We start from the raw sequence: 20,333 nt of genomic DNA, 5'->3' as shown, positions 1-20,333 counted from the left end.
CGATCCTCAGATGAAATTGTTCAGCAGGCCAGCGGGCAACATCAGGTCGAAGGCCTCGCGGAACAGCAGGAAGATGACGGCTGAGCTGATCACCGCGATCAGGAGATAGCTCACGTGCTTGGCTTTCTGGGTGACCGGTGTCAGGACCAGGAACTGTAGGTACAGGTAGATCACCGTCATGATCGGGAAGCCCACCGGCCCCAGCAGCGCCATGTAACCGAGGATCAACGCCAGGGTGAGAATCACCGTGCGTGGTTCGATGATGTCCGGTGCCGCTTCTTCGACCGGCACCTCCGGTAGGTCGCCTGTAGTCGGCGTTGCCGCTGCTTCGGCGGGCGCCGGCTTGCGGGCGAACGCGCTGAATACCTGCATGGCACCCAGCAGTATCAGCAAGCCTGCGAGGAGCGCCGGGACGGTGCCCGCGTCGACGCCGTCGTGGCCAGGGAGTTGGTAGGCCATCACCAGGTAGGCGAGGCTGGAGCCGATCATGGCAAGGCCGATGATCAGCTCTTTTTTATTCGGGGGGGTACGCATTTGGAACCTCGAAGAACGAAAGCACAGCGCCGGCGCTTATCCGGCCGGCGCTGTGTCAGGACTCACTTGCCTTGGCGCAGAGCATCCTTGAACTGCATGAAATCGTCGCGGGTCTTGGCCAGAATTTCTTTCGAGTCTTCAGTATTGAAGTAGGCAACCGGCTGCTTGAATTTCTTCAGATCCTCGGCGTAAGCAGGCTTCTCGGTGATCTGCTTCATGATGTCGGCCATTTTCTTGACGATGGCCGGGTCGGTGCCTTTCGGGAAAGCAACGATGTACGGCTTGTCCAGGGTGATGTCCAGGCCCTGCTCCTTGAGGGTCGGCACGTCCGGGATCAGCGGGTTACGCTCGGCGTTGGGCTGGCCCAGGGCGACCATTTGGCCTCCGCTGACGTAGTCCTGTACGGCGCCGTAGCTCATCGCGCCGAGATCCAGACGACCACCGAGCATGCCGACCACACGGTCGGATACGGTGCCGCCATCAACCATTTTCAGTTTCGCGCCACTGAGTTTTTCCAGCTGCAGGCCTTGAACGTGGGAGAAGTTACCCATCTCGGTGCCATAGGTGAGGCTGCCCGGGTTGGCTTTGGACTTCTCGATCAGGTCTTTCATGCTGGTTACGCCGGACTGCTTGGAGGCGACGAATACCGCGCTCTTGTCCACGCCAGCGATGCAGGAAATATCGAAGGTTTCGTAGCTGTCTTCAGTCAGACCCGCTACTTCGTTGACGATCATCTGGCCCGGGTGGGTGAAGAGGATGGTGTTGCCATCTGCCGCAGCGCCCTTCACCTGTTCGGCGGCCAGGGTGCCACCACCACCGGCGACGTTGGTCACGACCATGGTCTTGCCGGTGATTTCGTTGAAGTACTTGGCCATCATGCGGGCGTTGAAGTCGGTGTCACCACCCGGGTTGGCGATTACGACCACCTGGACGGGCCGGGTCGGCCATTTGACATCGTCAGCGATCGCAGCGGTATGGGCGCCGATGGCACCCATACCGACCATGGCAGAGAGGAGGGAGGCGCGGAATATTTTTTTCATTGGAGGCTCCGTGGGGTGTAGAAGTCGCCCGGCTCAACCGAGACAACCGAGTTTTTTGTGCTTCGATGAACGTCTTGCAGGTGCTCGTCACGACATGCGAAGCCCAAGGCAGTCACGTCGAAAAGAGCGGAGAAGAAGGGCACTCTGGAAAGCCGATGGCCTTGCCGCCAGCAAGAAATACGTGGCGTTGGGCAGCTCAGGTGCATAGGGAGGACGAATGGTTTTCGGCGCGCGCTCGGCATAGGCTACCGAAGCCCGTCAGGCGGGGCGGTGCAAGGCGATCGGCGCGGACGGGTAAGGTCTTTGGCATGACCTGAACCTCACTATTGTTATTGGGTTGTCATATGTTGTCGTATGACTTGAACAGATTAGTACCAAGCTGCCTTTAACCTGTCAATGTGATCGGCATGTGACAGGCTCATTTTTCATGAACAAGCCCCGGTCTAGAGCGTTTACGTAGAGCACTAACTTCACCGTTGCGCAGTGGACGAAGACGCTCGCGGATCAATGAAGGTGTTTTTTTGACAGTCGTACGATAACGTATCTCAATGATACGCCTGCCGACGGTGCCGGATTCTCTCCGATACCATCGCCTCAAAACGTTCAACGCGAGGGTCAGCGTGCCGGGCGGCGAGAGCGCCGCGGTGATCAGCTGGCCATTCAACGCTGACAATCTACAAGAAAAATAATGCGCCTAGATACCCGTTTGCCTCATGCCATGTTCGCTCGCCGCACCTGTTGTGGTGCCTCGCCTTGGCAATTCAATGTGCCGAGGCGCCCTTGGCCGCCATCGCCGTACGGCCTGGCCACCCCTGTTCCCGGAATGAGCGTGCCTTATGCCTGTTTTTAAACACGGGCGGGTGCGTTACAGCATCCTGCTGATGCTGTTTCTGGTCACCTCGGTAACGTTCGCTGACCGTTCCAGCATGTCGATTGCCGGCTCTGCCTTGCAGGCTGACCTGGGTATCGATGCGGTGACCCTGGGCTACATCTTCTCGGCATTCGGCTGGGCCTACGTGATCGGGCAGATTCCCGGTGGCTGGCTGTTCGACCGTTTCGGTGCCAAGCGCGTTTACGGCATCACGCTGTTTGCCTGGTCGCTGCTGACGCTGTCGCAAGGCTTCGTCGACTTGCTGCCGCTGTCCTGGACGGTTGCGACGCTATTCCTGCTGCGCCTTACCGTGGGCTTTGCTGCGGCGCCGTGCTTCCCCGGTAATGCACGGATCATCGCCGCATGGTTCCCCGCCACCGAGCGCGCCACGGCGACGGCGGTGTCGGCCTCAGCGCAGTATTCCGCCACGGCGGTGTTCGCGCCGTTGATGGGCTGGGTGGTGCAGACCTTCGGCTGGCAGCAGGTATTCATCGTGCTGGGCGTGTTTGGCTTGCTGCTTTGCGTGCTGTGGCTGAAGGTTATCCACAGCCCGCGCAGTCATCCGCATATCAGTGAGGCGGAATTTACCCACATCGAATCGGGCGGCGGGCTCATCGACCTCGAGCCGCACAAGCCGGGGGCAGGGCGTTCACAGTGGCGTTATCTCGGATTGCTGTTGCGTGAGCGCACCCTGCTGGGCGTGTATCTCGGCCAATACTGCAACAACGCGATCACCTACTTTTTCCTGACCTGGTTCCCGGTCTACCTGATTCAGGCGCGCGGCATGACCATGCTCGGTGCCGGTTTCGCCGCGGCCCTGCCGGCAATCAGCGGCTTCGTCGGTAGCTTGCTCGGCGGCCTGTTCTCCGATGGTCTGCTGCGCCGCGGGCATTCACTGACGCTGGCGCGCAAGCTGCCTATCGTCTGCGGTCTGCTGCTGTCGAGCAGCATGGTGCTGTGCATTTATGCCGAATCCGATGCGGCAGTGGTCGGCCTGATGGCGCTGGCCTTCTTTGGCAAAGGGTTCGGCTCACACGGCTGGACGCTGGTGGCCGACACCTCGCCGCGGCAGATCGTCGGGCTGTCCGGCGGGCTGTTCAATACCTTTGGCAACCTGGCGGCAATCACCACGCCGATTGTGGTCGGCTATCTGGTCAGCCGCACCGGCTCGTTCGACCTGGCGCTCGCCTATGTGGCGCTCAATGCCCTGCTGGCAGCGCTTTGCTATCTGTTTCTGGTCGGCCGAATCGAACGGGTCGAACTGGACGATTAGTCTGCACACACCGGCCGCAGCGACGCCACGCGTCCCGGCCCGATGAACAACACCTGTAACCGAGGAGCGCGTCATGGGACGTCTGACCGAAACACTGACGAAGTCACTTGAAAACGTGGTCGGCGAGGCCGGTCTGATCCGCGACAGCGAACGCATGCAGAGTTACCTGAGCGACTGGCGCAACGCCTACCGTGGCGAGGCCGCGCTGGTGGTGCGCCCGGCGTCGACCGCTGAGGTGGCTGAGGTGGTTCGGCTGTGCGCGCAGGCCGGCATCGCATTGGTGCCGCAAGGTGGCAATACCGGGCTGTGCGGCGGCTCGATTCCCGATGCGTCTGGCGACCAGGTGGTGCTCTCGCTGACGCGCATGACGCAGATTCGCCAGGTCGACCCTGGCAACGAGACCATCACCGTGGAAGCCGGGGTGATCCTGCAGCGCCTGCAGGAAGCCGCCGCCGAGGCCGGCCGACTATTCCCGCTGTCGCTGGGCGCCGAAGGCAGCTGCACCGTCGGCGGCAACCTGGCCACCAACGCCGGCGGCACCGCTGTGCTGCGCTACGGCAACATGCGCGACCTGACCCTGGGCGTGGAAGTGGTGTTGCCCGATGGGCGCATCTGGAATGGCTTGCGCGGCCTGCGCAAGGACAACACTGGTTATGACCTCAAGCAGCTGTTCATCGGTTCGGAAGGCACGTTGGGCATCATCACTGCCGCCGTGCTCAAGCTGTATCCCGCAGTGCGCAGCCGCACCACCGCCTGGGTCGCGCTGCCCAGCACGCAGGCGGCGGTCGATCTGATCGGACGCATGCGCGGGCTGTGTGGCGATCGGCTGACGGGCTTCGAGTTGATGTCGCGACAGAGCGTCGAGTTCGTACTGCGTCACGTAGCCGGATGCAACGACCCGTTTGCCGAGGTTCATCCCTGGTACGTGCTGATCGAGCTGAGCGACACGTTGCTCGATGCGCCGCTCAACGAGATGCTGGAAAACGGCTTGGGCGAGGCGTTCGAGCAGGGCGAAGCGCTGGACGCCGTGGTGGCCGGTAACGAAACCCAGGTCGCCGCGCTGTGGAAAATACGCGAGGGTATTTCCGAGGCGCAGAACCATGAGGGGCCGAGCCTCAAGCACGACATCAGCGTGCCGGTCAGCAGCATCCCCGCCTTTATCGAGACGGCTGATCAGCAGCTGCAAGCGGCGTTTCCCGGGGTGCGGATCGTCGCTTACGGCCATGTTGGCGATGGCAACCTGCACTACAACATCAGCAAGCCGGTTGGCAGCGAAGACGTGCCCTTCAAGGCCCAGGCCGAGGCAATCATGCACGTCATCTACGACGTCACCCGGGCGTTCGCCGGCAGCATCAGTGCCGAGCATGGCCTTGGCCAGGCCAAGCGAGAGGCGGCGCGCCGTTACAAGGACCCGCTCGAGCTGGAGTTGATGCGCACGCTGAAACAGGCCCTCGATCCTGCCGGCCTGATGAACCCCGGCAAGCTGCTCTGAGCCTGCAATCGGCTCACGCCTGCTGAACCCTCAACGGAGCCTGGCAGTCAGCTTTTCGCTAGCGGATACTGGCCGACTTTCAGGTTCCGAATAAGGTATTCCCTGTGCGCTTTCTGCTGCTGCCTCTGCTTGCCATCGCATTACCTGCGCTGGCCGATGTGCGTATTGACGATCTCACCGCCAAGCGCAGTGACTGGGAAACCTATCGCTTCCCGCTGCTGGTCGGCGACAGCCCCGCTATCGGGCGCATCAATACCTTTCTGCACACCGTCGAACTCCAGGCCCTGCCAGGGCGTTTCGCCAAATCGCCGTTCGAGAAGGTGCAGCCCAAAAACGGCGAGATCTGGGGCGTGAATAGCCTCGATTATCAGGTCACGGGCCAAGGGCCGGGTTATCTGTCTCTGGCCATCGACGGTGAGTACACCGGTGCCTACACCAGCCAGAGCACGCGCAATTACAGCTTCGACCTGGCCAGCGGCCGGCCTGTCGGCCTTCGACAATTGTTCACTGCTGAAGGGCTGCAGCGTGTGCAGAGCGAGGTGCAAGGGTTGCGAACAAAGCGCCTGGAGGATTTCCTCGACCAGCTGCCGCCTGCCAAAGCGGATGACGGCAAAGCACTCAGCGATGACGAGCAGTGGCTGGAAGGCCAGCGCGCCATGTACACCAGCTGCCTTGGTGATCGCCGTGACGCCAGCCTCGATTACGACCGCGTGCAACTGAGCGGCGATAGCCTGACGCTGATTGCCGGATCCTGCGCGGCTCACGTCAATCGTGCGCTCGATGACCTCGGCGAGTTTGCCAACCGCTTCAGCTATCAGGCGCTGAGCGGCGACCTCAGTGCGTACGGTCGCTGTGTGCTGCTGCAGCGCCGCAGCAACTGCGCACTGCCAGCCAACAGTGTGGGCCAGGGCGTCTACCACGGCACCTTGGGCCGCTACCCCATCACTCTGGTGCTCGAGCAGCTTTACGCCGATCACAGCCTGTCCGCGAGCTACTTCTACGACAAACACGCCACACGCATCGAGCTGGGCGGCGAGCATCAGCAGGACCACGTCACCCTGCACGAAAGCGGCGAGCCGCCCGCGCGCTTCGAACTTGAATTCCAGGCGGACGGCGCGCTGACAGGCACCTGGCAGCAGGGCGACAAGCCGGCCTTGCCGGTTCAACTGGCCCCGTGAGGGCGCGAGGAGGCGTCATGTGGCATTTGGTGTGTGGCGACAACGCAGTCGCAGGCGTGACCCATGTGATCGGGCCGGCGGCTGCAGAGGCAGGGCTGCACGTATTGCGTGACGACCTGGCCGTCGGCCCGCTCGGTGATGTCGACACGCCGCCCTGTGCCGAGCGCGTGGCGTTCTGGCGGGCGGTGTGGCCGGAGGGGGCTACGCCGATGCCGGATTTCGCTGCTGGGCTGCCCGCCGATGCGCAGTGGATCGCCGACCTCGCCAGGCAGGAGCGGCCGGTTACCGTCTGGCATGGCGACAGTGCCAGTGAGCAGCTGCTGCTCGCGCGCGTTGCGCACGCACTGGAAGGCAGCGCCGTGGCGCTGATCGAGGTCTCCTGCGGCACCGGCAACAGCTGGGTGCAAAACCGCCAGGCAGTCGCCATGCGCACGCCGCAGGCACTGCTTGGCTTGGCCAAGCCCCGACCGGTCGAGACAGAACGCCAGGCAGCCCTGGCGGCACAATGGCGTGCGGCGGTGACCGATGGTGGGCTGATTCATCGCTGGCAGACGGGGCAGTTCGCCGCCGAAGATTATCAGGCCGTCGACGCTGCGGTGCTGCGTCAGGCACGGGCGGAGCCGCAACCGCTGGCTCGCCTCATGGCGGAAGTGATGGCGCGCAACGACGGGTTCTTCGCCACCGATTACTTCCTGTTCTGGCGCGCCCGCGAGCTGGCCGCAGCGGGCCAATTGGTGCTCACCGGCGAGCCTGGCGAGCAGGGCTACTCACTGCTGCAGGTGCGCCGCGCCGGCTGATTCAGGCGCGAAAGAATTCGCCCGGCGTGGCGCCGAACTGCTGGCGAAACGCGGCGATGAAGGCTGACGTCGATTCATAGCCACACAGCAGCGCCACGTCGGTCACGCGCTGGCCCTGCTCCAGCGGCGTCAGCGCGCCGAGCAGGCGCAGGCGTTGCCGCCAGGCGCGAAAGGTCAGGCCGGTGTCGCGCAGGAACAGGCGGCTGAGGGTCTTTTCCGACACGCCCAGGCTTTCGCCCCAGTCTGCCAGCGGGCGGTCATCGTCCGGTTTCCCCTGCAGCATGGCGCACAGCGTGCGCAGTCGCGGGTCGCTCGGCAGTGGTAACGACAGATGCACCTCGGGCGCCGTCCGCAAGCGATCGAGCAGCACCTGCGCCAGTCGCCCGTCTGGCCCGGTTTCATCGTATTCCACCGGTAACTCACAGAAGCTGCGAATCAACTCGCGGGTCAACGCATCCACGCCGAGCACGCGGCAATTGCCGCCGGGGGAGTCGGTACTGGCAGTATCCAGATAAAGGCTGCGCATTTCGGTATTTGGCGAGCTCAGTACCTCATGTTCGAGGCCGGCGGGAATCCAGATCGCCCGTTGTGGCGGCGCGACGAAACTGCCGACGGCGGTGCGTACGTGCAGCACGCCCTGGATGGCGTAAGTCAGCTGTACCCAGGTGTGGCTGTGGCGCGGCGTGCCAGTCTGCCGGGTCAGTGATTCGTTGCGTGCGTACAAGGGACGCGGCAAGCGTTCCAGGTGGGGAACGCTGCGCTCGGCAATGGTGGTTTGTCCGTTAGGCGACATGATCTGGCTTTATGGCGTTAGTCGGCAATTGAGCTTCAGCGTAGAGTGAGCGCCCTTCTCTGGCAACTGCCTGCCTTCGTCTGCTCGGAATCCTGCCCATGGCCCGCTCCCGTCTGCTGCCCGACAACTTCACCCTGACGCTGATCGCCGTCGTTCTCGCCGCTACTTTCCTGCCCGTGAGCGGCAACGGCGCGGTGGCTTTCGGCTGGATCACCAATCTGGCCATCGCCTTGTTGTTCTTCATGCACGGCGCCAAGCTGTCGCGCGAGGCGATCATCGCCGGTGCCGGGCACTGGCGCCTGCACCTGCTGGTGTTCAGCTGCACTTTCATTCTCTTCCCGTTACTCGGGCTGGCGCTCAAGCCACTGCTGTCGCCGATGATCGGCACTGAGCTGTACCTGGGCATGCTTTACCTGTGCGCGCTGCCGGCCACGGTGCAGTCGGCCATTGCCTTCACCTCGCTAGCGCGCGGCAATATTCCCGCGGCAATCTGCAGCGCTGCGGCCTCCAGCCTGTTCGGCATCTTCCTCACGCCTTTGCTGGTGGCGCTGCTGATGGACGTGCATGGCAGCGGCGGCTCGATGCTCGACGCAATCGGCAAGATCACCCTGCAGCTGCTGGTGCCCTTCATCGCCGGACAAATCGCGCGGCGCTGGATTGGTGCCTGGGTCGGCCGCAACAAGGACTGGCTGAAGTACGTGGATCAGAGCTCGATCCTGCTGGTGGTCTACACAGCGTTCAGCGAGGCGGTGGTCGGAGGCCTGTGGGGCGAGGTGTCCTGGCCGACCCTGGCGGCGCTTGTATTCGCCTGCTGCCTGCTGCTCGCGCTGTCGTTGGGTATCACCGCGCTGCTGGGCAAGTGGTGCGGCTTCAATATGGAAGACCGCATCACCATCCTGTTCTGCGGCTCGAAAAAGAGCCTGGCCACTGGCGTACCAATGGCCCAGGTGTTGTTCGCCGGCAGCAGCATCGGCCTGATGATCCTGCCGATGATGATCTTTCATCAAATCCAGCTGATGGTCTGCGCGGTGCTCGCCCAGCGCTATGCCAGGCGGCCTGAAACCGTTGCCGTTGAAGAGGGGCTACAAGCCAAGGTGTAGCCCGACACGATCTGCACGGATGGCGACCCGGGAGTCTCCCGGGTATCGCTTCGCTCAACCCGGGCCACGGTCTATTGCGCCTGTTTCGGGGAAGCCTCCTGGTCATCCTCGCGGATGCGGTACCAGGCCACGTAAAGCGCCGGGAGGAACAGCAGGGTCAGCAGGGTGGCGCTGAAAATGCCGCCGATCATTGCGTAGGCCATCGGCCCCCAGAACACTTCGCGGGCGATGGGGATCATGCCCAGGCTGGCTGCGGCGGCGGTCAGCAGGATCGGCCGGCGACGGTGCCGGGTGGCGTCGATGACCGCCTGCCAGGGCGAGTCGCCGGCGCGCTCGAACTCGTCGATCTGGGTGACCAGAATCACCGAGTTGCGGATGATGATGCCGATCAGCGCAAGGATGCCGAGAATCGCCACGAAGCCCATCGGCGTGCCGGTCGGCACCAACGCCAGCACCACGCCGATCAGCCCGAGTGGCGCTACGCTGAACACCAGAAAGGTCTTGGCCACGCTGTGCAGCTGGATCATCAGGAAGGTGGCCATCAGGAACAGCATCAGCGGCAGCACGCTGGCGATTGGGCCCTGGGCCTTGCCGCTTTCTTCCACCGTGCCGCCAGTGGCGACGCTGTAGCCATTGGGCAGGCTGTCAGAGAATTTCTGGATGTCCGGCGCCAGGTCGGCGACCAGGTCAGTCGGCTGAACATCGCTGATCACCGCGGCCTTGAGGGTGATGGTTGGCTTGCGGTCGCGGCGCCACACCAGCGGCTGTTCCAGCTCGTAACCCACGGTGGCGAACGCACGCAGCGGAATCGCCACGCCGCTCGGATTGACGATCTGCAGGTTCTCCAGGGTCTGCGGCGAGCTGCGCTCGCTGTCTTCGGCGCGGCCAATCACGTCGATCAGGTAGATGTCATCCTTCACTTGGGTGACCGTGGTGCCGCTGACGATGCCGTTGAGCAGGTTGGCGACATCTTCCGAGGACAGGCCGAATTGCCGCGCTTTGTCTTGGGCGACGTCGATGCGCAAGACCTTGCCCGGTTCGTTCCAGTCGTAAACCATCTCGCCGATGTCCGGGTTCTTATCGAGCAGCGCCGCCAGTTCCAGGGCGTGCTTGCGCACCTGATCGACGTCCGCGCCGCTGATCCGGTACTGAATCGGCCGGCCCACCGGCGGGCCCATCTCCAGGGGCTGGACGAAGCTGCCGATGCCAACGAAGTCGTCGCGTAGGCGTTTCTTCAATTTGCCGACCAGACGATCACGGGCCTCGATGTCCTGGCTGACGATCACCAGCTGGGCGTAGAACGGGTTTTGCAGTTGCTGGTCCAGCGGCAGGTAGAAGCGCAGCGCGCCCTGGCCGATGTAAGTACTCCAGCGGGCAATGTCCGGGTCGTCCTTGAGGCTGGCCTCGAGGCGGTCGACCTGGGCGCGGGTCTCGTTGATCGAGGCGTTCTGCGGCAGGTTGAGGTCGACGAGAATTTCCGGGCGATCCGACGCCGGGAAGAACTGGCTCTGCACCATTGTCATGCCGGCGATCGACGCCGCGAACATCGCCACGGTGATGCCGATCGTCCACCAACGGTGACGCATAGACAGCAGCAGACCCTTGTCGAAGGCGCGGGCGATGCGGCCCGGACCGCTTTCCTTGGCCTTCATGCGTTTGGGCAGGATGTGCACGGCGATCACCGGCGCGAACACCACGGCCACCAGCCAGGACAGCGACAAGGCCACGGCAATCACCGCGAACAGGGTGAAGGTGTACTCGCCGGCCGAACTGGCATTGAGGCCGATGGGCACGAAACCGGCCACCGTCACCAGCGTGCCGGTGAGCATCGGGAACGCCGTTGAGGTGTAGGCGAAGGTCCCGGCATCGTGCAACGAGTCGCCTTTTTCCAGGCGTGTGACCATCACCTCGACAGTGATCATCGCGTCGTCCACCATTAATCCCAGCGCGATGATCAACGCGCCCAGGGAGATGCGCTGCATGGTGATGCCGCTGTATTCCATGAACATGAAGACCATGGCCAGCACCAGCGGAATCGAGCAGGCGACCACCAGGCCGGCGCGAATGCCCAGACTGACGAAGCTCACCAGCATGACGATCAGCACCGCCTCGAACAGCGCGCGAGTGAAGCCGCTGACGGCCTCGTCCACCACCTCGGCCTGGTCGGACACCACGTGCACGCCAACACCCACCGGCAGCTCGGCGGTCAGCTCGTCCATGCGCGCGTGCAGGGCTTTACCGAAGGTCTGGATATTGCCGCCGTCGCGCATGGCGATGGCCAGGCCGATGGCAGGCGTGCCATTGAAGCGAAACAGCGATTGCGGCGGGTCGACATAGCCGCGGCTGATCTCGGCAATATCGGTAAGCCGATAGAAGCGGTCGTCCAGGCGCAGGTTGACGTTGCGCAGGTCGGCTTCCGATGCGAACTGGCCACTGGTACGCACGGAAATACGCTCCGGGCCAGCCTCTATCACCCCGGAAGGCGTCACCGCGTTCTGCGCCTGCAGGCTCTGGATCACCTGGCTCTGGTCGATGCCCAGCGCGGCCAGCTTGCGCGTCGAGAAGTTGAGGTAGAACACCTCGTTCTGCTGGCCAACCATCTGCACCTTACCCATGTCGGGCACGCTGCGGATCTCGGCGCGCACTCGTTCCACGTAGTCGCGCAGCTGGCGCATGCTCAGCCCGTCGCCGGTGAAGGCATAGATGGAGCCGAACACGTCACCGAATTCGTCGTTGAACGAGGGGCCCTGCAAGCCCTGGGGAAACTCGCCGCGGATGTCGTCGACCTTCTTGCGCACCTGGTACCAGATGTTTGGGATATCACCCGCCTTGGTGGTGTCGCGCAGGAACACCATGATGGTCGACTCGCCGGGCCGCGTGTAGCTCTTCACGTAGTCCAGCGAGTCCAGCTCTTCGAGCTTTTTCTCGATGCGGTCGGTGACCTGGCTGAGGGTTTCGTCCACCGTGGCGCCCGGCCAGCGGGTCTGGATGACCATGGTCTTGATGGTGAAGGAAGGGTCTTCTTCGCGGCCCAGGTTCATGTACGAAATCACGCCCATGAGCAGCGACACGAACATCAGGTACCAGACGAACGACTGGTGGCGCAGCGCCCAGTCGGAGAGGTTGAAGCCGTTCTTGCGCGGCGCCTGTTGATTCATGGTGCCACGCCCTCATCGATACGCACTGCCTGACCATCCTTGAGCTCGCTCAAGCCGGCGCTGACTACTTTGTCGCCCGGCGCGAGGCCTTCGACGCTGATCTGTTGCCCGTCACGAGCTACCACCTGCACGGCACGCGGATGCACGGTCTTCGTGGCGGTGTCGATGACCCATACGCGGGCCTGGCCGTCGACTTCCTGCAGCGCCCCGACTGGCAGCACACTGCGTGGCGTCTGCTCGCGAGTGAGGCTGACGGCCACGGCGGTGCCCAGGCGCAGGCCCGGCGGGGTGTCGGCCAGGGTCAGACGGGCGCGGCGGGTGCGCGTTGCAGCGTCGGCACGCGGCGCCAGTTCGCGCAGCGTGCCACGGGTGGCGATGCTCGGGTCGAGCTGAGAAACCACGTTGAACTGCACGGTGTCATCAAGCGCATCGGCGACATCCACCGGCAGGTCGAAGACTGCTTCCTTGACGTCAGGGCGGGCGAGGGTGACGACTTCCTGGCCGGCGCCGACCACCTGGCCAGCCTCGACGTGCCAGGTGGTGACCACGGCATCGAACTCGCTGCTCAGGGTGCCGTAGGCGACGCGGTCGCGGGCTTGCCGCGTGGCGGCTTCAGCCTGTTCACGGCTGCTGCGGGCGTTGCTCAATTCGGTTTGTGCCTGTTCGAGCATGGCCTTGGCGCCGACGCCGCGGTCGAACAGCTCCTGCTGGCGACGCGCATTGGCCTGGGCATTGATCCACTGCGCTTCGCTGCGCGCCAAGTCGCCTTCACTGGCGCGCAGGGCATTCTGTTGATCGGTGGGGTCGAGAGTCGCCAGGGTAGTACCCGCTTTCACCTCAGCGCCGGCGTCGACGAGGCGTTGAGCGAGACGGCCTCCGACGCGAAAGCCCAACGTGCTCTGCACTCGCGCTTCGATGATGCCGGCGAAGCGGCCAAGCGCCTGCTGGTCCTGCTGTTGCACCTCGGTATAGAGCACGGGGCGGATCGGTTCGGGTTTCTCTTCCTCGGCGCAACCGGCGAGCAGTGCGACGGCGACCAGCGCAACACCTAGCTGGCGCGTCATGGCTGATCCTCCAGCTTGCGCTGCTCGGCGATTTCCACCTTCTGGCCCGGATGCAGCAGTTGACCGCCGGCTACCACCACGCGATCACCGTCCAGCAGGCCGCCGCGGATGATCACCTTGTCGGTCAGATAGCGACCGACCTGCACCGGGTGCAGGTCAGCAACATCGTCGTCGCTGAGCCGCCACACTGCTGGCTCGCGCTCGGCCTTGGTGAGGGCCGACCAGGGCAGTTCGACACTGCGCCTGGCTGGGGTGTGTACCTCGGCACTGACGGTCGCACCCAGGGTCATCGCCGCCGGTACCTGCTCAAGGCTGACCTTGACCTGCACCGTGCCGCTCTGTGCGGAGACTTGCGGATTGACCTCGCGGACCTTGCCTTCGGCGCTGATCGCCGGATTTTCCAGCAGGCTGACGCGCAACGCCTGGCCCGGTTCGACGAGCAGCGCCTCGAAGACATTGAACACCGCGTCGCGGGCTCCCTCGCGGGCCAGGCCGAAGATAGGTGTGGCTGCCTGTACTACCTGGCCCACCTCGGCCTGACGGGCGGTGATCACCCCATCGGTTTCGGCGCGCAGTTCGGTGTAGCCGCTCTGCTCACGGGCATCGGCCAGCTGCGCTTCGGCGGCGGCCAGGCTGTTGCGGGCGCTGCGCTCGCTGGCCAGCGCGCTGTCGTATTCGCTGCGGCTGGTGTAGCCCTTGGGTAACAGTTGCTGTTGGCGCCACAGATTGGCCGCGCTCAGCTTGAGCTGCGCACGGGCCGCTTCAGCCGCAGCTTCGGCGGAGCGCACGGCGTTGCGCTGATCCTGTGGGTCGAGGCGCGCCAGCACCTGGTCGGCCTGCACGCTGTCGCCAACATCGACCAGGCGCTCGATGATCTTGCCGCCGATGCGGAACGACAGGTCGGTCTGCACGCGCGCCTGGATATCGCCGGTCAGCGTGGCGTCGGCGACGTAGTCGATCAGGCTGACTGTCGCCACCTTGACCCGCGGGTGCTGTGGTTCTGGCGGCGCGTCGTCGGCGCAGCCGCCCAGCAGCACGAATGCCAGCAAGGCCCCGGCAATACGAGGCGAAGCGAAGATCGATACGGGCGGCATGCAGGCTCCGGCACGGTAGGAAGCGGGTGTGTGTGCAAATGCGACCGCAGCGGGCGACGAACGGTTCAGGCAACCTCTTCCGACGGGCTGGCTTGTGCAGACGTCGTTAAGTGAATACTGTATTTATATACAGTTAAAGAGTTTTTGCCATGAATCCTATCTCAGTCCCGCGCGGTCGCGGCACCGCCAGCCAGCCGCACAATCGCTTCGCGCCGACCACCAGCGAAGCCGAGGACGATGGCTGGTATCAGGAGCAGACGCCGCTGACCTTCGTCACCGAAGTGCGACACGAACTGGCGAAGACGGTGATCAGCCGCAACAACTCGCCAGACGTCGGCTTCGACCGTTCGGTGAATCCTTACCGGGGCTGCGAGCACGGCTGCATCTACTGTTTCGCCAGGCCCAGCCACGCGTATTGGGACCTGTCGCCAGGCATTGATTTCGAAACCAAGCTGATCGCCAAGACCAACCTCGCCGAGCGCCTCGAGGAGCAACTGAGCAAGCCGGGTTACATGCCCAAGCCTATCGCCCTGGGAATCAACACCGACGGTTATCAGCCCATCGAGCGTGAACACCAGCTGACGCGCCAGGCGCTGGAAATCCTTCTGCGCTACCGCCACCCGGTGAGCATCATCACCAAGAGCGCGCTGATCCTGCGTGATCTCGACCTGCTCGAAGAGCTGGCCAGCCTCAATCTGGCCAGCGTTTCGTTCAGCGTCACCACCCTCGACGACGAACTCAAACGCATCATGGAGCCGCGCACTGCTGCGCCGAAGGCTCGCCTGCGAGCGATGAAGACGCTGCACGAGCACGGCGTGCCGGTGGGCCTGATGGCCGCACCGATGATCCCGATGATCAACGACATGGAGCTTGAGCGCCTGCTCGAGGCGGGCCGGGATGCCGGAGCCAGCTCCGCCGGCTACGTGCTGCTGCGCTTGCCGCTGGAGATCGCCGGGCTGTTCGAGGAATGGTTGCAGACGCACTTTCCCGATCGCGCCGAGCACGTGATGAGCCTGATTCGCCAGTCGCGCGGCGGGCAGAATTACGACAGCCGTTTTGGCTCGCGGATGAAAGGCGAGGGCCACTTCGCCGACCTGCTGGCTCAGCGCTTTCGCCTGGCGCGGCGGCGCTACGGCTACGACGGCAGCAAACGGGCCATTCTGGACTGCTCGCTGTTCGCGCCGCCAGGGCAGCAGATGGGGTTGTTCTGACGGCTTCGTCGTTGTTGGAATTCCCAGGTGTCGCTGCGCTCGACCCAGGCTACGGGTATGGCGGAGGGCGGCTTTGGGTAGCCTGGCGTTGAGCGAAGCGATACCCAGGGCGCGATGCCCCGCACTCCATCGTTACACCCCGTGACCGGATATTTGTTGCCCAGACGTGCCTTGAATCGTGCTGCCACAGTCCAAGCCTTCGACCCCCTTGCCGGCAACGCCGTCGGCTGGGAAGCTGTGCGCTGTCGCACGCTTCGTCCCTATCCGTAAACGAGGTAACGCTATGCCTGGTAATCATCGTCCTGCCGATGGCAAGTCCGAGAAGAATGCCGCTTCTGCCGCCGAAGCGCTGGATCACTTGGTCGATGGCTTCCTGCGCTTTCGTCAGGATGTGTTCCCGCAGCAACAAGCGCTGTTCAAGAAGCTGGCCCATGCCCAGTCACCGCGCGCGATGTTCATCACCTGCGCCGACTCGCGCATCGTCCCCGAGCTGATCACCCAGAGCGAGCCGGGCGATCTGTTCGTAACCCGCAACGTCGGTAACGTGGTGCCGCCCTACGGGCAGATGAACGGTGGCGTCTCCACTGCCATCGAGTACGCCGTGGCGGCTTTGGGTGTGCAGCACATCATCGTTTGCGGCCACTCCGACTGCGGCGCGATGAAAGCTGTGCTCGACCCCGCCACCCTGGAGCGTATGCCGACGGTCAAGGCCTGGCTGCGCCATGCCGAAGTCGCCAAGACCGTGGTCGCCGACAACTGCGGTTGCGCCGACCACACCACCCTGGGTGTGCTCACCGAAGAAAACGTGGTGGCCCAGCTCGATCACCTGCGCACGCATCCGTCGGTCGCATCACGCCTGGCTGCCGGGCAGCTGTTCATCCATGGCTGGGTGTACGACATCGAAAGCTGCCAGATCAAAGCCTACGATGCCGAGAACGGCGGGTTCCGCCAGATCGGTGACGGCCCGCTGCCGATGGCCACGCCCCGCGCGCGTTATCCACAGGGCTGATCTGCAGACTGGTTCGCAGGCGCAAGGTCTGCGAACCAGTCGGGCTGTGCTAGGGTCTTTAGTCGGTAAGCTGGGCGCGCTTGAAAAAGCGCGGCTTTGTTTCGACAAGAATAAGACGATGCCGCCCGACCATGTCCCGAACGCAAAGAACGCTCGACCCGTCCTACGAGTTGATGGATGACCACGAAGGCCATTCGCTGATCTACCGCCAGCATGGTTTTCCCAGCCCGCTGGTGCGCTGGCATTTCCATAAGGAATACGAGCTGCACCTTATCGTCGCCAGTTCGGGCAAGGTGTTCATCGGCGACTATATCGGCAACTTTTCCCCCGATACCCTGTTTCTTACCGGCCCCAACCTGCCGCACAACTGGATCAGCCAGATGGCTGCCGGCGAGGCGGTTGCCCAGCGCGATATGCTGGTCAACTTCACCGACGACGTGCTGGAAAGCGGCACGGCGGTGTTCGCCGAACTCAAGGATCTGCAGCCGTTACTCAGCCGCGCCCACTACGGTATCGAGTTCCGCTGCGAGCACACCATCGCCGAGGCGCGCCATTTGTTGCAGCGCATCGCCGATTCCCAAGGCATGACCCGCCTGGGTAATTTCTTCATCCTCATGGAGCTGCTCGCTGCCTGCGACGACTACCAGCTGCTGTCGGACAGAACTGCCGCGCAGTTGGCGGACGAGCATCATGTCGAGCGCATCAACCGCGCCGTCGATTACATCTTCCAGCACTATGCCCAGGAGCTGACCCAGGAAGAAGTCGCCGAGTACCTGGGCATGACGCCGACCTATTTCTCGCGCTTTTTCAAGCAGGCCACCGGGCGCGGTTTTGTCGAGTTCGTCAATCGCATGCGGGTGAGCAAGTCCTGCGAGCTGCTGACCCAGAGCGACAAGCCGGTGACCGAGGTGTGCTTCGAGTCCGGCTTCAACAATATTTCCAACTTCAATCGGCGTTTCCAGCAGCTCAAGGGCATGACGCCCAGCGGCTATCGCCGGCTGGTCACGCAACGGGTTACCGAGCAAAACCTGTACTGAATCTGTCGCTCTCATTCGTTGGAAATATCGCCAAAGGCCCGCTCTTGAGAGGTCTGTGGTATTTCACTAGCGCCGAGCCCTGCATTTTCAGTGCAAAAAAGTATCGGTTGCAGTGCAGTCGAGGCGTTGTTTGCCCTGACCTGAGGGGGTGTAATCCGGGTCGGCCCACAAAAACAATAATGTCTCCTGAGACCGCTCCGGTCAGGGAGAGGAGTTCAAGACCATGAACCATTCGATCAAAGTACTTGTTGCCGCTTCCTGCCTGTCGCTCACCGTTGGTGCGCAGGCTGCCGAAACGCTGACCATCGCTACGGTCAACAACAGCGACATGATCCGTATGCAGCGCCTGGCGAAAACCTTCGAAGAACAGAACCCGGACATCAAGCTCAAGTGGGTCGTGCTCGAAGAGAACGTGCTGCGCCAGCGCCTCACCACCGACATCGCCACCCAGGGTGGCCAGTTCGACGTGCTGACCATCGGCATGTACGAAGCGGCGTTGTGGGGCGAGAAGGGCTGGCTGGAGCCGATGACTGATCTGCCCGCCGACTATGCCCTCGATGATGTTTTCCCCTCCGTGCGTGAAGGGCTCTCGGCCAAGGGCCAGCTCTACGCCCTGCCGTTCTATGCCGAAGCGTCAATCACCTATTACCGCACAGACCTGTTCGAGCAGGCCGGGCTGAAAATGCCCGAGCAGCCGACCTGGGAGCAGATGGCCGAATTCGCCGGCAAACTGCACCAGCCGGACAAGGGCCAGTACGGCATCTGCCTGCGCGGCAAGGCTGGCTGGGGCGAGAACATGGCGCTGATCACCACCATGGCCAACGCCTACGGCGCGCGTTGGTTCGACGAACAGTGGAAGCCGGAATTCACCGGTAGCGAGTGGAAGAACGCGCTGAACTTCTATGTCGACACCATGAACAAGTACGGCCCGCCCGGCGCGTCGAGCAATGGCTTCAACGAGAACCTGGCACTGTTCAACAGCGGCAAGTGCGCAATGTGGGTCGATGCCAGCGTGGCCGGCTCGTTCGTTACCGACGAGTCGCAGAGCAAGGTTGCCGACTCGGTAGGCTTCACCTTCGCGCCGACCCAGGTCACCGACAAGGGTGCCTCGTGGCTGTATTCCTGGGCGTTGGCCATTCCTACCAGCTCCAAATCCAAGGACGCCGCCAAGACCTTCAGCGCTTGGGCAACGTCCAAGGCCTACGGTGAGCTGGTTGCCGAGAAAGATGGCGTCGCCAACGTGCCGCCAGGCACTCGCGCCTCGACCTATAGCGACGCCTACATGAAGGCGGCGCCATTCGCCAAGGTCACCCTCGACTCGCTGAAGAAGGCCGACCCGGCCAACCCCAGCGCCAAGCCGGTGCCGTACGTGGGCATTCAGCTGGTGACCATCCCCGAGTTTCAGGCCATCGGCACCAGCGTCGGCAAGCTCTTCGCCGCCGCGCTGACCGGGCAGATGAAACCTGATCAGGCCCTGCAGGCTGCTCAGCAGAGCACCGAGCGGGAAATGAAGCGCGCCGGCTACCCGAAGTAGCCAATCCGTAGGGTGGGTGAGGCGGCCTATCGCGACATGCGTGTTATGCGATAGGCATGGCGCCGTAGCCCACCATGGGCGCAACGCAGTATGTAGGGTGGACAACGCGAAGCTTGTCCACCGCTCTATGTCGCCAATGGGGGACAAAAAAGAGCGTTGTCCACCCTACGTCAGGCGAAGCGCAGCAACGATCAGAGGATTCACCATGGCTATCTCCACCGTAGAAAATCGCACGCAGCCTGCCGATAATCCGGCCGGCCGCAAGCGTCGTGCGATCAAGCCCGGTTGGTTCCTGGTCAGCCCTTCGGTCATTCTGCTGCTGGTCTGGATGATCGTGCCGCTGGGCATGACCGTGTATTTCTCGCTGATCCGCTACAACCTGCTGTACCCCGGCGAGAACGATTTTGTCGGGCTGGAGAACTTCGAGTACTTCGTCACCGACGCGGCGTTCCTTTCCGGGGCCGGCAACACGCTGTTGCTGGTCGGTAGCGTCTTGCTGATCAGCGTGGTGTTCGGCGTGCTGATTTCTGCACTGTTGGAGGCCAGCGAGTTCTTTGGCCGCGGCATCGTGCGGGTGTTGTTGATCTCGCCGTTCTTCATCATGCCGACGGTCAGTGCGCTGCTCTGGAAGAACCTGATCTTCCATCCGGTATCGGGGATTCTCGCCGCGGTCTGGCAGTTTTTCGGCGCCCAGCCGGTGGACTGGCTGGCGCACCACCCGCTGTTCTCGATCATTCTCATCGTGTCCTGGCAATGGCTGCCGTTCGCGATCCTGATTCTGATGACCGCCATGCAGTCGCTCGACCAGGAACAGAAGGAGGCCGCGCGCCTCGATGGCGCCGGGCCGCTGGCGATCTTCTGGCACCTGACCTTGCCGCACCTGGCGCGACCCATCGCCGTCGTGGTGATGATCGAAACCATCTTCCTGCTCTCGGTGTTCGCCGAGATCTACACCACCACGGGTGGTGGCCCGGGTTATGAGTCCACCAACCTCGCTTACCTGATCTACACCCAGGCGCTGCTGCAGTTCGACGTCGGCATGGCCTCCGCGGGCGGGTTGATTGCCGTGGTCATCGCCAATATCGCCGCCATCGTGCTGATCCGCATGATCGGCAAGAACCTGACCGATAAACAATGAGGGCGCCGAG

The 20,333-nt window shown here is 63.2% G+C and carries 16 protein-coding genes; 10 read left to right on the top strand and 6 right to left on the bottom strand.

Annotated elements, in window-relative coordinates; all coding sequences use genetic code 11:
- Positions 1-6: 6 nt before the first annotated feature.
- Positions 7-534, bottom strand: a complete 528-nt coding sequence (locus BLS60_RS19655; protein ID WP_092371497.1) for a tripartite tricarboxylate transporter TctB family protein — start codon at positions 532-534, stop codon at positions 7-9.
- Positions 535-596: 62 nt separating this feature from the next.
- Positions 597-1,574: a tripartite tricarboxylate transporter substrate binding protein gene (locus tag BLS60_RS19650; RefSeq protein ID WP_092371494.1), complete on the bottom strand. Its 978-nt coding sequence runs from the start codon at positions 1,572-1,574 to the stop codon at positions 597-599.
- A gap of 836 nt (positions 1,575-2,410) precedes the next feature.
- Here BLS60_RS19650 and BLS60_RS19645 point away from each other — a divergent pair.
- From BLS60_RS19645 to BLS60_RS19630, 4 genes are all read left to right on the top strand, one after another.
- Complete coding sequence (locus BLS60_RS19645; RefSeq protein WP_070882529.1) at positions 2,411-3,718, top strand: MFS transporter; 1,308 nt, start codon at positions 2,411-2,413, stop codon at positions 3,716-3,718.
- A gap of 73 nt (positions 3,719-3,791) precedes the next feature.
- Entirely contained in the window at positions 3,792-5,210 is a 1,419-nt protein-coding gene (locus BLS60_RS19640; protein WP_092371491.1) for an FAD-binding oxidoreductase, read from the top strand.
- 104 nt (positions 5,211-5,314) lie between these two features.
- The gene (locus BLS60_RS19635) at positions 5,315-6,388 is read left to right on the top strand and encodes a hypothetical protein (protein WP_092371488.1); all 1,074 of its coding nucleotides are present in this window, start codon (positions 5,315-5,317) and stop codon (positions 6,386-6,388) included.
- 17 nt (positions 6,389-6,405) lie between these two features.
- Positions 6,406-7,185, top strand: coding sequence for a DUF1835 domain-containing protein (locus BLS60_RS19630; protein WP_092371485.1), 780 nt, complete (start codon positions 6,406-6,408; stop codon positions 7,183-7,185).
- Position 7,186: 1 nt separating this feature from the next.
- On the opposite strand, the gene BLS60_RS19625 is transcribed toward BLS60_RS19630, so the two are convergent.
- A complete protein-coding gene (locus BLS60_RS19625) occupies positions 7,187-7,978 on the bottom strand; it encodes an AraC family transcriptional regulator (protein ID WP_092371482.1) in 792 nt (263 codons plus the stop codon).
- A 98-nt stretch (positions 7,979-8,076) separates the two neighbouring features.
- Between BLS60_RS19625 and BLS60_RS19620 the strand changes: the two genes are divergently transcribed.
- Positions 8,077-9,078 carry a bile acid:sodium symporter family protein gene (locus BLS60_RS19620; RefSeq protein WP_092371479.1) on the top strand — a complete coding sequence of 334 codons (1,002 nt, stop codon included), beginning with the start codon at positions 8,077-8,079 and terminating at the stop codon, positions 9,076-9,078.
- A 71-nt stretch (positions 9,079-9,149) separates the two neighbouring features.
- Here the strand turns inward: BLS60_RS19620 and BLS60_RS19615 are convergent, their stop codons facing one another.
- From BLS60_RS19615 to BLS60_RS19605, 3 genes are read right to left on the bottom strand one after another with little or no spacing between them, the layout of a single operon-like run.
- The gene (locus tag BLS60_RS19615; protein ID WP_092371476.1) at positions 9,150-12,236 is read right to left on the bottom strand and encodes an efflux RND transporter permease subunit; all 3,087 of its coding nucleotides are present in this window, start codon (positions 12,234-12,236) and stop codon (positions 9,150-9,152) included.
- Positions 12,233-13,300: an efflux RND transporter periplasmic adaptor subunit gene (locus tag BLS60_RS19610; protein ID WP_092371473.1), complete on the bottom strand. Its 1,068-nt coding sequence runs from the start codon at positions 13,298-13,300 to the stop codon at positions 12,233-12,235. The genes BLS60_RS19615 and BLS60_RS19610 overlap by 4 nt, the downstream gene beginning before the upstream one ends.
- Positions 13,297-14,394 carry an efflux RND transporter periplasmic adaptor subunit gene (locus tag BLS60_RS19605; protein WP_092371470.1) on the bottom strand — a complete coding sequence of 366 codons (1,098 nt, stop codon included), beginning with the start codon at positions 14,392-14,394 and terminating at the stop codon, positions 13,297-13,299. Before BLS60_RS19605 ends, BLS60_RS19610 begins: the two co-directional genes overlap by 4 nt.
- A 149-nt stretch (positions 14,395-14,543) precedes the next feature.
- Between BLS60_RS19605 and BLS60_RS19600 the strand changes: the two genes are divergently transcribed.
- The 5 genes from BLS60_RS19600 (at position 14,544) to BLS60_RS19580 (ending at position 20,323) form a co-directional block, all read left to right on the top strand.
- A complete protein-coding gene (locus BLS60_RS19600) occupies positions 14,544-15,605 on the top strand; it encodes a PA0069 family radical SAM protein (protein WP_092371467.1) in 1,062 nt (353 codons plus the stop codon).
- Positions 15,606-15,888: 283 nt separating this feature from the next.
- Positions 15,889-16,614, top strand: a complete 726-nt coding sequence (locus tag BLS60_RS19595; protein WP_070882538.1) for a carbonic anhydrase — start codon at positions 15,889-15,891, stop codon at positions 16,612-16,614.
- 131 nt (positions 16,615-16,745) lie between these two features.
- Entirely contained in the window at positions 16,746-17,651 is a 906-nt protein-coding gene (locus BLS60_RS19590) for a helix-turn-helix domain-containing protein (protein WP_070882539.1), read from the top strand.
- Between the two features lie 223 nt (positions 17,652-17,874).
- Positions 17,875-19,185, top strand: coding sequence for an ABC transporter substrate-binding protein (locus tag BLS60_RS19585; RefSeq protein WP_092371464.1), 1,311 nt, complete (start codon positions 17,875-17,877; stop codon positions 19,183-19,185).
- Positions 19,186-19,390: 205 nt separating this feature from the next.
- Complete coding sequence (locus BLS60_RS19580) at positions 19,391-20,323, top strand: carbohydrate ABC transporter permease (RefSeq protein WP_070882541.1); 933 nt, start codon at positions 19,391-19,393, stop codon at positions 20,321-20,323.
- The last annotated feature ends 10 nt before the right edge of the window (positions 20,324-20,333 follow it).

The organism is Phytopseudomonas seleniipraecipitans (assembly GCF_900102335.1).
GTDB classification, from domain to species: domain Bacteria; phylum Pseudomonadota; class Gammaproteobacteria; order Pseudomonadales; family Pseudomonadaceae; genus Aquipseudomonas; species Aquipseudomonas seleniipraecipitans.
The sequence above is the reverse complement of the archived record's forward strand: the minus strand, read 5'-3'. Positions and strand labels throughout refer to the sequence as shown.